9 protein-coding genes and 1 pseudogene are annotated in these 10,666 nt (G+C 72.4%); 2 read left to right on the top strand and 8 right to left on the bottom strand.

Translation table 11 applies throughout. From position 1 onward, the window contains the following. Positions 1 to 966 (top strand): annotated as a pseudogene (locus tag ACFXOA_RS07220) (coagulation factor 5/8 type domain-containing protein); the annotation flags it as partial. Between the two features lie 94 nt (positions 967 to 1,060). Here ACFXOA_RS07220 and ACFXOA_RS07215 read toward each other — a convergent pair. From ACFXOA_RS07215 to ACFXOA_RS07195, 5 genes are all read right to left on the bottom strand, one after another. Further along, complete coding sequence (locus ACFXOA_RS07215; RefSeq protein WP_385023505.1) at positions 1,061 to 1,498, bottom strand: VOC family protein; 438 nt, start codon at positions 1,496 to 1,498, stop codon at positions 1,061 to 1,063. Positions 1,499 to 1,583: 85 nt separating this feature from the next. Beyond that, complete coding sequence (locus ACFXOA_RS07210) at positions 1,584 to 3,674, bottom strand: hypothetical protein (RefSeq protein ID WP_385023503.1); 2,091 nt, start codon at positions 3,672 to 3,674, stop codon at positions 1,584 to 1,586. 175 nt (positions 3,675 to 3,849) lie between these two features. Further along, positions 3,850 to 4,311 (bottom strand): DUF6113 family protein, encoded by a 462-nt coding sequence (locus tag ACFXOA_RS07205; protein ID WP_385023501.1) that lies wholly within the window; start codon positions 4,309 to 4,311, stop codon positions 3,850 to 3,852. Beyond that, positions 4,308 to 5,225: an N-acetyl-1-D-myo-inositol-2-amino-2-deoxy-alpha-D-glucopyranoside deacetylase gene (gene mshB, locus ACFXOA_RS07200; RefSeq protein ID WP_385023499.1), complete on the bottom strand. Its 918-nt coding sequence runs from the start codon at positions 5,223 to 5,225 to the stop codon at positions 4,308 to 4,310. The genes ACFXOA_RS07205 and mshB overlap by 4 nt, the downstream gene beginning before the upstream one ends. 89 nt (positions 5,226 to 5,314) lie before the next feature. Next, entirely contained in the window at positions 5,315 to 5,509 is a 195-nt protein-coding gene (locus ACFXOA_RS07195) for a hypothetical protein (RefSeq protein ID WP_014154257.1), read from the bottom strand. A 166-nt stretch (positions 5,510 to 5,675) separates the two neighbouring features. Here ACFXOA_RS07195 and ACFXOA_RS07190 point away from each other — a divergent pair, with 166 nt between their 5' ends. Then, on the top strand, positions 5,676 to 7,802 hold the full coding sequence (locus ACFXOA_RS07190; RefSeq protein ID WP_385023497.1) for a prolyl oligopeptidase family serine peptidase: 2,127 nt from the start codon (positions 5,676 to 5,678) through the stop codon (positions 7,800 to 7,802). 59 nt (positions 7,803 to 7,861) lie between these two features. On the opposite strand, the gene ACFXOA_RS07185 is transcribed toward ACFXOA_RS07190, so the two are convergent. The 3 genes from ACFXOA_RS07185 to ACFXOA_RS07175 all read right to left on the bottom strand — a co-directional run. Then, a complete protein-coding gene (locus ACFXOA_RS07185; RefSeq protein ID WP_385023495.1) occupies positions 7,862 to 8,986 on the bottom strand; it encodes a hypothetical protein in 1,125 nt (374 codons plus the stop codon). Positions 8,987 to 9,188: 202 nt separating this feature from the next. Continuing rightward, the gene (locus ACFXOA_RS07180) at positions 9,189 to 10,400 is read right to left on the bottom strand and encodes an ABC transporter ATP-binding protein (protein WP_385023493.1); all 1,212 of its coding nucleotides are present in this window, start codon (positions 10,398 to 10,400) and stop codon (positions 9,189 to 9,191) included. Continuing rightward, positions 10,390 to 10,666, bottom strand: a 277-nt coding sequence (locus ACFXOA_RS07175) for an oligopeptide/dipeptide ABC transporter ATP-binding protein (RefSeq protein ID WP_385023491.1), incomplete at its 5' end; no start/stop codon positions are given. The genes ACFXOA_RS07180 and ACFXOA_RS07175, both read right to left, overlap by 11 nt.

The raw sequence follows: 10,666 nt of genomic DNA, 5'->3' as shown, positions 1-10,666 counted from the left end.
CGCACCAACGCCCGCGGCGTCTCCTGGAACGGCACCCCGCAGGGCGAGTCCATCCCCCTCAGCCAGTTCTACGTCGTCAAGCCCGGCGCGACCGCGCAGACCATCAACGCGGCCGTGGACCAAGGGCTCCATCTGCTGTTCACCCCCGGCGTCTACCACGTCGACCAGCCGATCGAGATCGACCGCGCGAACACCGTGGCCCTCGGCCTCGGCCTCGCCACGATCATCCCCGACAACGGGGTCACCGCGATCAAGGTCGGAGACGTCGACGGCGTCAAGCTCGCCGGACTCCTCGTCGACGCGGGACCGGTCAACTCCGAGACACTGGTGGAGGTCGGCCCCGACGGGGCGTCCGCCGACCACTCGGCCAACCCGACCTCACTGCAGGACGTGTTCGTGAGGATCGGCGGCGCGGGCCCCGGAAAGGCGACGACCAGCATCGTCGTCAACAGCGACGACACGATCATCGACCACACCTGGGTCTGGCGCGCCGACCACGGCGACGGGGTCGGCTGGGAGACCAACAGGGCCGACTACGGGGTCCACGTCAAGGGCGACGACGTGCTGGCCACCGGGCTGTTCGTCGAGCACTTCAACAAGTACGACGTGCGGTGGTCCGGGGAGAAAGGGAAGACGATCTTCTTCCAGAACGAGAAGGCGTACGACGCCCCGAACCAGGCCGCTGTACAGAACGGCGACATCAAGGGGTACGCCGCCTACAAGGTCGACGACTCCGTCACCACCCACGAGGGCTGGGGCATGGGCAGCTACTGCTACTTCAACGTCGACCCGACCATCCGTCAGCAGCACGGATTCCAGGCCCCGGTGAAGCCCGGGGTGAAGTTCCACGATCTGCTCGTCGTCTCCCTCGGCGGCCAGGGGCAGTACGAACACGTCATCAACGACACCGGATCCCCCACGGCGGGCACGGACACCGTCCCCTCCCAGGTGGTGTCCTTCCCGTAGTCCGGCAGGCGGCACGAGCCGCGTCGAGCACGGGAGCCCGGCCGCGCACACCGCGGCCGGGCTCCCGTCCGTCCTCACCGGCGGCACCCTCCGCTCAGAGCACGCAGAACTCGTGGCCCTCGGGGTCGGCCATCAGCACATGGTCGGGCCTGCCGTCCAGTTCGTACTCCCGGATCACCGCGGCGCCCGCGGCGGTCAGCCGGCTCACCGCCTCGGTCACCCTCGGCCATCTGATCTCCCAGGGGGTCTCTCGGCCGCCCCCGGCCTGCACGTCGAGGTGCAGGCGGTTCTTCACCGTCTTCGGCTCGGGCACCTTGAGGAAGGACAGATCGGGCCCCACGCCGTCCGGGTCGGTCAGTGCCGCACCGTCGTCCCACTCCTCCTCGGGCACGCCGTGGTGGGCGAGCCACTCCTCCCATCCGGCGAAACCGGCGGGCGGGGGCTTCTCCACGTATCCGAGCGCCGTCGCCCAGAAGGCGGCCAGCGCCTTCGGGTACGCGCAGTCGATCGTCAGACTCCACCGGGTGGACATCGGTCGCACTCCTCCGTGGCCGGCGAACAGGGCACCGCCTCCGCCCGGGCTCCGGGCGGAGGCGGTGGTACCGCTGCGAGGGAGGTCAGCCCTGGCCGCTCAGATCGATCTCGGCGGTGCGCTCGGCGGGTGTCTTGCCGAGGAGAGCGCCCTGCATCGCCTGGGCGACGTCCGTGGACGAGACCTCGTGCTTCTGCCCGTCACCCTTGGTGATCATGACGCCGTCGAAGACGCCGTCCAGCAGGGTGTCGATCGCCTTGGTGTTGTAGACGGGGATCAGCTTCCCGTCGACGGGCTTCATGGACAGGATCTGCGGCAGCGACCTGGCCGGGCCGAAGTCGATCTGCTTGGGGCCCGCCTTGATGGTCACCAGACCGGACATCGCGGGCTCGGCGAACTCCTTCATCGCCCGGTCCAGTTCGGCCTTGGTGATGGTGGGCTCGCGGGAGGCCACCGGGAGTTCGACGACGGACGCCTTGCCGGTCTGCACCTGCGCCCGGTAGGCGTCCCGTACCGAGACCATCGACCGGTCGACGTCCAGGGACTGGCCCGTCCTGCCCGGGACGGCGACCGCCTTGTTCGGCTCGAACTTGATCGTGCCGTCCGTGGCCGTACCCGCCGTCCCGGCGAGGTCGTTCAGGGCGAGGCCCAGCTTCTCCTCGTCGACCGGGATCACCGGGTCGGCCGGGCGCGCCCCGCCGAAGAGCGAGCCGATCACGGACACCGGGTTGTAGTCACTGCCGGCGGCGCCGCGGACTGTCTCCTGGCTGTCCAGGGTGAGACCGGCCTTCGCCGGGTCGAGCTCCTCCGCCTTGCCGTCCACGGACAGCTTCAGAGGCGCCTGGGCACGCTTGCCGAAGGCGGCCTCGAGCTTGGTGACCGCCTCCTCCTTGGTACCGCCGCCGATGTCGACACCGAGCACCGTGGTGCCCTTGGGGACCTCGGAGTGGTTCATCAGCAGGCCCGCGCCGTAGGCCACACCCACCAGGACCACGGCACCCGCGCCCAGGAGGACCAGCTTGGAGCGGCCCTTCCTGGCGGGCGGGGCCGGCTTCGGGGCGGGCCTGGGAGCGGGCGCGGGGGCACCCTGGTCCGCCGGACCGCCACCCGTGGGGCCTTCGGGCCGGATCCCGCCGGGGCCGCCCGGGAAGCCGGAGCGGGACTCCGAGGGGATGACGGGGATACCGCTGGTGAGCGTGTCCCCCGAGACGTTCCCGCCGGGCACGTTGCCGCCCGTGCCGGGTGCCGGGGCGGGCGCCTGCGGGGTCAGGATCGCGGTGTCGTCGGACATCCGGGGCGGTACGCCACCGGGCGGCCGGGGGCCGGAGGGTGCGCCGGGGCCCGCCTGCGGACCCGCGCCGGGCAGACGGTCCAGGTCCGGCGTCAGCGGCGAACTCCCGGTGACCGGGCCGGTGGTGGGGCCGGAAGGCCCCTGCCCTCCGGCGCCGGGCGTGGGCCGCGGACCGACGGGCCCGCCGCCGTCGAGGTCGTCGAGGGCGCTCCGCCCCGGACGCGGGGCGCCCGGACGCGGGGCGCCCGGACGCGGGGCGTCCGAGAAGAAGGGGGAGTCCGGACGGGGCGGCGTCGGACCGGAACCGGACGGACCACCCTGACCGGGGCCGGGACCCTGAGGGCCGGGGCCCTGACCGGGGCCGGAACCCTGGGGGCCGGGACGGGGCGTGCCCGCGGGGGGTGTGGTCCCCGCGCCGGGGGCGGGGGCCTTGCGCGGCGCGAACCAGTCGCTGCCGCTCTTCTCGCGGGCCGGCTTCTCCGCCGGGCCGTCCGCGGACTGTCCGGCGTCGCGCGCTTCCGGACGGGCGCCGGCCGAGCCGCCGGACGGCTGAGCCGCCGCGCCGGGGGCCGGGGTGGCGCCGGTGCGCTCGGGGTCGGGACGCCCACCGGTGGGGTCCGTCTCGCTCATGGGCGTACGCATGACGACAGGGGGGATCGGACGCGATCCCGGGATGTTGATCCGGACGCGTGTCGTCAGCGTCGTCTCTGTTCTGGGCTCCTCGGGCTGAGGCGGATCCGCAGGCTCCGGAGCTCCCTCCGGCCCGTCCTGGGACGGGTGCAGCGACGGATACTGGCGTGATCCGTACGGCGGCGTACCCGAGGGGTACGCGGCTCCGCCGCGCCCCTGGGGCCCGGAGGACGAACTGTCAGTTTCACGACTCAAAGCAGGTTCTCCCGATTGGCTCCGCCGCCCGTACTTCCCCCATGCCGCAGGCCAGGGGACGGCTCGGCGCGCGCACCACCATACTGGCCGTCACCGCAACACTCTCCGCGCCAGGTGGCAACAAGGCCGCGCCCGTCGCCACGCGGAAGGACATTCCGGGAGCGGACATACCAGATCACTCGCCAGGTCGGCCGGTGTCACCGGCCGGAGGAGGCAGCCGCGTCATCGTGGCACAGATCACAGCGACGGCCATCCCTCCGAGCATGAAGAGGATCAGGCCGAGCTCCGCACCGAAGACGTAGTCACCCTCGGGCCGTCCGCCCAGGAGGACGACGACCGAGACGAGCCAGCCCGCCGCCGGAGCCAGCGCGCCGAGCTGTCTCCGGGCGAGCACCCGACCGCCGTGGAACAGCCCCGCGGCCGCGGCGAGCGCGAGCAGCAGGCCGCCCGGGAAGAGGGCGGCCTGGACCAGGGTGCCGGCGACGCCGACGGCCGCGCCCACCACCGCGAGGCCCACGTACAAGGGGATGCGCGCCGGGTTCGGCGGCTCGGCGAGCCCGGTGGGTCCGGGGCTCCTCGGCGGGGCGTTGGTACGGGGCGAGTGCGACGCCGCGCGGGGCCTCTGCCGGCCGCTCATGAGCCCGCTCCGGCCGCGGATGTCCCGTCCGGCACTCCCGCGAAGAGGTCACGCTCGCGTTCCGCGTCGGCGGCGGCGTGCACGCCCCTCACCAACTGGTAGTACTCGGTGGTGAAGACGGGCTGCCCCAGGTCGTTCGAAAGAGCGAAGAAGGGCCCGTCGACGGCGATCTGGGTGGCATGGGCCCGCATGGCCGCGGTCTTCGCGGCGGCGTACGCCGATCCGTCGATCTCCGCCGTGATCTCCGCGTCGTCCACGACCCCGGGGACGTCGTCGATCTCGGCGATCCCCGGGAAGGCGTCGGGGGCGGTGTCCCGCAGCCCGGCGAACGCCTTCTCCGCCACGGACCGGGGCACCCGGTTCCAGTAGATCTTGGAGACGGTGTGCGGGGCGCCGGCCCCGGCGTCGTGCGCGGGGTCGGCCGCGAGGTCCGCCGCGCGCATCGCGACGCGGTGGGCCTGGATGTGGTCGGGGTGGCCGTAGCCGCCGTCGGGGTCGTAGGTCACCAGGACCTGGGGGCGCACCGAGCGGATCACCTCCACGAGTGGGGCGGCGGCCTCGTCGAGGTCCGCGGCCCAGAAGGCACCGGGCCGGTGGTTCTGCTCGGTGCCCATCATCCCGGAGTCGCGGTAGCGGCCGGGGCCTCCGAGGAACCTGTGGTCGGTGACCCCGAGCTCCCGCATCGCGGCGGCGAGTTCACCCACGCGGTACTCGCCCAGTCCGCCCTCACGGTCCTCGGCGAGGTGGGCCAGGTCCGGCGGGATGACCTCGCCCTCCTCACCGAGGGTGCATGTCACCAGGACGACGTGCGCGCCCTCGGCCGCGTACCTGGCCATGGTGGCGCCGTTGTTGATCGACTCGTCGTCGGGGTGCGCGTGCACCAGGAGCAGCCGGCGGGCGGGAAGGTCCTTCATGGGACCAGCCTACGAGCAGACCGCCCCTCGGGCCGAACCCCCCGCTGCCGAGGGGGCGCCCGGTGGCCTCCCGGGCGCCCCCCGCCGCGTCAGAACTTGATCCCCCCGATCATGCCTGCCACGTTCGACGTCACCTCCGAGATGGTCGGTGCGATCGACGAGCTCGCCAGGTAGAACCCGAGCAGCATGCAGACCACCGCGTGTCCGCCCTTCAGTCCGGATTTCCGGATCAGCAGGAAGACGACGATCGCCAGCAGCACCACCGCCGAAATCGAGAGTGCCACGGCGGTTCACCTCCATCAGTACGGTCGGGACGGGCAGCACACATGGAGCCAGCGGGGATATACCCACCGAGCGCTACGGATCATAACTATCCGTGCCGACGCATTGATCGGGGCACAGCAGCACGAGGGGCGCACGGACCGGCGGTCGCGGGCTAGGTTCGGAGCCATGACCTCGCAGAAGCTGTCTTTTCCCCGCCAGCACGCCCGGACCCAGCGGTTCACTCTCGGCGCACCCCGGGCCTTCACCGTCTCACCGGATGGGACGCGGGTGCTGTTCCTGCGCTCGGCCTCCGGCACCGACCGCGCCAACCGGCTCCAGGTCCTGGACACGGTGACGGGTGAGGAGCGCGTGGTGGCCGATCCCGGTGCCCTGCTGGGGGGTTCGGCGGAGAGGCTGTCGCCGCAGGAGCGGGCACGGCGTGAGCGGACGAGGGAGGGGTCGGCCGGCATCGTGGGCTACGCGGTGGACGGCGCCGTCGAGTTGGCCGCGTTCGCGCACTCCGGCAAGGCGTTCGTCGCGGAGTTGCGCGCGGGCACGGCGCGCGCCCTGCCGGTGCCCGGTCCGGTGATCGATCCGCGCCCCTCTCCCGACGGGCGGCACATCGCCTACGTGTCCAAGGGCGCGCTCCGGGTGGTGGGCGCGGAGGGCGACGGCGACCGGGCCGTGGCCGAGCCGGAGAGCGACCACGTCTCGTACGGCCTGGCGGAGTTCATCGCGGCCGAGGAGATGAGCCGCTACCGCGGATTCTGGTGGTCGCCGGAGTCGGACCGCCTGCTGGTCGCCCGGGTCGACGACAGCGCCGTACAGCGGTGGTGGATCGCCGATCCGGCGCAGCCCGGCAACAGGCCGGCCGAGGTGGGCTACCCGGCGGCGGGGACGGCCGACGCTGAGGTGCGGCTCTTCGTGACGGATCTGGACGGGACCCGCACGGAGGTCGTCTGGGACCGTGGCCGGTTCCCGTACCTGGCCCGGGTGCACTGGTCGCCGAACGGTGCCCCGCTGATCCTGGTGCAGGCCCGTGACCAGCGCAGTCAGCTGCATCTGGCCATCGACACGGAGACCGGCACGACCCGAACCGTGCATGTCGACGAGGACGACGTCTGGCTGGATCTCTTCGCCGGGGTGCCTGCGTGGGCCCCGGACGGCCGGCTCGTACGGATCGCCGACGAGGGGGGCGCGCGGGTGCTCTCGGTCGGCGACCGGCCGCTGACCGGCGACCAGTTGCACATCCAGGCGGTGCTGGACATCGGCGAGTCGGACATCCTGGTGCAGGCCACCGCGGGCGAGGGCGCGGCGGATCCGGAGACGGGGCAGAGCCACGTGTACCGGGTCAACGAACTGGGCGTGGAGCGCGTCAGCGAGGGCCGGGGAGTGCACTCCGCGGTACGCGCGGGTGAGGTGACGGTGCTGGTGTCGGCGTCCCTGGAGAGCCACGGGACGTCCGTGCGGGTGCTGCGTGGCGGCAAGCGGATCGCGACGGTGGCCAACCTCGCGCAGGAGCCGGTCCTCACCGCGAGGGTCCGGCTGACCGAAGGGGGCGCACGGCGCATCCCGTGCGCCGTGCTGCTCCCCGACGGCTACCAGGAATCAGACGGTCCGCTTCCGGTGCTGATGGACCCGTACGGAGGGCCGCACGGCCGCCGTGTGGTCGCCGCGCACAACGCGCACCTCACGTCCCAGTGGTTCGCGGACCAGGGTTTCGCCGTCGTCGTCGCGGACGGCCGGGGCGCTCCCGGCCGCTCGCCCGGCTGGGAGAAGGCGATCAGGGACGACTTCACCCTGACCCTCGACGACCAGGTCGAGGCGCTGCACGCCCTGGCCGAGAGCTTCCCGCTGGATCTCTCGAAGGTCGCGATCCGGGGCTGGTCGTACGGCGGTTACCTCTCCGCCCTGGCCGTGCTGCGGCGCCCTGACGTCTTCCACGCCGCCGTCGTGGGAGCGCCGGTGACGGACTGGCGGCTGTACGACACCCACTACACCGAGCGGTACCTCGGCGATCCCGCGAAGCAGCCCGAGGTCTACGCGCACAGTTCCCTGGTGACCGACGAAGGGCTCTCCGAGCCGGCCGGCACCGCGCGGCCGATGATGATCGTCCACGGCCTGGCCGACGACAACGTGGTGGTCGCGCACGCGCTGCGGCTCTCCTCCGCACTGCTGTCCGCGGGGCGCCCGCACGAGGTCCTGCCGCTGAGCGGGGTGACGCACATGACCCCGCAGGAGCAGGTGGCCGAGAACCTGCTGCTGCTCCAGGTGGACTTCCTCAGGCGCTCCCTGGGGCTGCCCCGGGCGTGAAGCCCGGCCCTTCCCGGCCGGCCGTCGTCGCCGGCCGTGCGTTCACCGGCCGGACGTCCTCACCAGCCGGGCGGCGGCGACGCGGGCGGCGGCGGGGACCCGGTCCCTCCGCCCGCCTGCGGGTAGCCGTACGGCGGCGTACTCGCCTGCGGGTAGCCGTATCCCCGGCCGTCCGGCCGCGGACGGCCGTACCCGGGATCACCGGCGTGCGGGTAGCCGTACCCCGGATCACCGGTGTGCGGGTAGCCGTACCCGCGGTCGTCCTGGGGTGGCCGCTCCACGTCCTCGAAACCCCGGCGGGCCAGGGCCGGCAGGGCCACCGCCCCGGCGACGGCGAAGAGGAACGAGGTGAGGACCATCAGCTGCTGCTCGGTCCCCAGGTCGCCGATCCGGTCGATCACCCGGTGGTGGAAGGCGCGGGCGATCCCCGTGGCACCCGAAACCAGCAGGAATCCTGCCGCGATCATGCCGAGCGGCCTTGAGTGGACCGCGCGGAAGAGCGCGGTCCAGGCCACCACCAGGCAGATCACGGCCAGGACCGCGCTGCTCCAGCCGGGCGGGGCGGCGGTCAGCCCGATCGATATGACCCGTCCGCCGATGAACCAGTCGGGGTAGAGCGCGGAGGGCAGGGTGAGGTACTGGCGGACCTCCCAGGCGATCACCACGGCTCCCGAGATGCCGAGCACCACGAACACCGCGGCTCCGGCGGCCCGGCCGGGCCTGGTGGGCAGCCGCTCGTACTGATCGCCGGGCCTGCGGCGGCCCGCCGCGCCCGTGACGACCAGGGCCAGTCCAGCGGCCAGGGCGACGAACGTCCCCAGGAGTGCGCGGGTGCGCAGTTCCCCGCCGTACCGCTCGTCCGTCCAGGACGCGCCGATGGTCCAGACGCCGGGCAGCCGGAGAGCGACGGTGACCAGACCGGTGGCGACGAGCGTGGCAGCCGCCACCGAGGAGCGCAGGGCGGCGAAGAACGCGCAGACGTACACGACGAGGAGCACCGGGTCGGTGCTGAGCGTGGCGGGGAGGCCCTCGGGCCGGGTGTCCGTGTACCCGGCCCAGTAGCGCGGCAGGTCGAGCGGATCGCCCACCGCGCGGAGGTCGCGCACGATCCAGGCCAGGACCATGGCGGCGAGCACGCCGGTCAGGACGGCTCCGGTGACGCGTGCTCCCCGAGTGAGTATCACCCGTCGATGGTCCACCGCTGCCCGCGGTTGGACAAGAGGACCTCCGGGGAGCCCGGGGCGCGGGTAACCGGCCGGGGCGACGTGATGAACGCCCCGGCCGGTTCACGGCACCCGCACGGCCGTACGCTCTCTATGGTGGGACGTTCGTATATCGGTGCGGCGACAGTCAAGTTGCCTCTGTGTTAACGGACATGAGGCTCATTCATCGCTCTCCGTCACTCGCGTCCGGCGCCTGCGCCTCCCCTTCGCCGGTGCCGTCGGGCGGCGGCAGCACGTCCGGTGCGCCGGGCGTCTCATGGGGCACGACCTGCTTCTCCTCGGCGAAGTGACAGGCCGAGTCGTGCCGTGCGGGGGTGGCCGAGTCGCGGAGGGGCGCCGGAACCGCCAGCAGCGGCACCTCGCGTTCGCACCGCTCCTGCGCCTTCCAGCAGCGGGTGCGGAAGCGGCAGCCGGAGGGGATGTTCGCCGGTGAGGGCACGTCGCCGTGCAGGATGATCCGCTCGCGGTGCTCACGGGCACCGGGGTCGGGCACCGGGACCGCCGACAGCAGCGCCTGGGTGTAGGGGTGCGTCGGGTGGTCGTAGATCTCCTGGTCCGTCCCGATCTCGACGATGCGGCCGAGGTACATGACACCGACCCGGTCGGAGATGTGCCGGACGATCGACAGGTCGTGCGCGATGAAGACGAAGCTGAGGTCGAACTCCGCCTGCAGCCGGTCGAGCAGGTTGACCACCTGGGCCTGGACCGACACGTCCAGGGCCGAGACCGGTTCGTCCGCGACGATGATCTCGGGGTTGAGCGCGAGGCCGCGGGCGATCCCGATGCGCTGGCGCTGGCCGCCGGAGAACTGGTGCGGATAGCGGTTGATGTACTCCGGGTTCAACCCGACGACGTCGAGGAGGTCCTGGACCTTCTGCCTGCGGCTGCCCTTCGGCGCCACCTCGGGGTGGATCTCGTACGGCTCCCCGATGATGTCGCCGACCGTCATGCGCGGGTTCAGCGAGGTGTACGGGTCCTGGAAGACCATCTGGATGTTGCGGCGCACAGCCTTCAGCGCCCGGCCGGACAGTTTGGTGACGTCCTCGCCCTTGTAGCGGATGACGCCCCCGGTCGGGGGCTCCAGATGCACCAGCATCTTGGCGACGGTCGACTTCCCGCAGCCGGACTCCCCCACGATCCCCAGCGTCTCACCGGCCGCGAGGTCGAAGTCCACACCGTCGACGGCCTTGACCGCGCCGATCTGCTTCTTGAAGAGGACGCCCTGGGTCAGCGGGTAGTGCTTGACCAGGCCGCGCACCTCCAGGATCGGTTCGCCCTCGGACCAGGGACCGGTCCGTCCGGTCAGCCGCGCCTTCGAGAGCAGCGTGGACCCTCCCGCGCCGCCGTTCCCGTGTGCCGCGTCCTCAGCGTGCATCGAGCGTCTCCTTCCAGAAGTGGCAGGCGCTCCGGCGTTCCCCGCTCACCTCGTACAGCGGGGGCACGTCCGTGCGGCAGACGTCCTGCGCCATCGGGCAGCGCGGGTTGAACGCGCAGCCGGGCGGGATGTGCAGCAGGTTGGGCGGCAGGCCCTTGATCGCGTAGAGCTCCTGCCCCTTCTGGTCCAGGCGCGGGATCGAGCGGAGGAGTCCCTTGGTGTACGGATGAGCGGGTGCCTTGTAGATCTCGTGGACGGGGGAGGTC

It is taken from the genome of Streptomyces sp. NPDC059166, from assembly GCF_042755185.1.
Taxonomy (GTDB): domain Bacteria; phylum Actinomycetota; class Actinomycetes; order Streptomycetales; family Streptomycetaceae; genus Streptomyces.
This window is presented reverse-complemented; position numbering and strand designations above follow the sequence as displayed.

Coding starts and splice junctions, on each gene's coding strand:
- mshB (WP_385023499.1), bottom strand. CDS start 5,225: ATGAAGGACCTTCCCGCCCGCCGGCTGCTCCTGGTGCACGCGCACCCC.
- ACFXOA_RS07205 (WP_385023501.1), bottom strand. CDS start 4,311: ATGAGCGGCCGGCAGAGGCCCCGCGCGGCGTCGCACTCGCCCCGTACC.
- ACFXOA_RS07180 (WP_385023493.1), bottom strand. CDS start 10,400: ATGCACGCTGAGGACGCGGCACACGGGAACGGCGGCGCGGGAGGGTCC.
- ACFXOA_RS07215 (WP_385023505.1), bottom strand. CDS start 1,498: ATGTCCACCCGGTGGAGTCTGACGATCGACTGCGCGTACCCGAAGGCG.
- ACFXOA_RS07190 (WP_385023497.1), top strand. CDS start 5,676: ATGACCTCGCAGAAGCTGTCTTTTCCCCGCCAGCACGCCCGGACCCAG.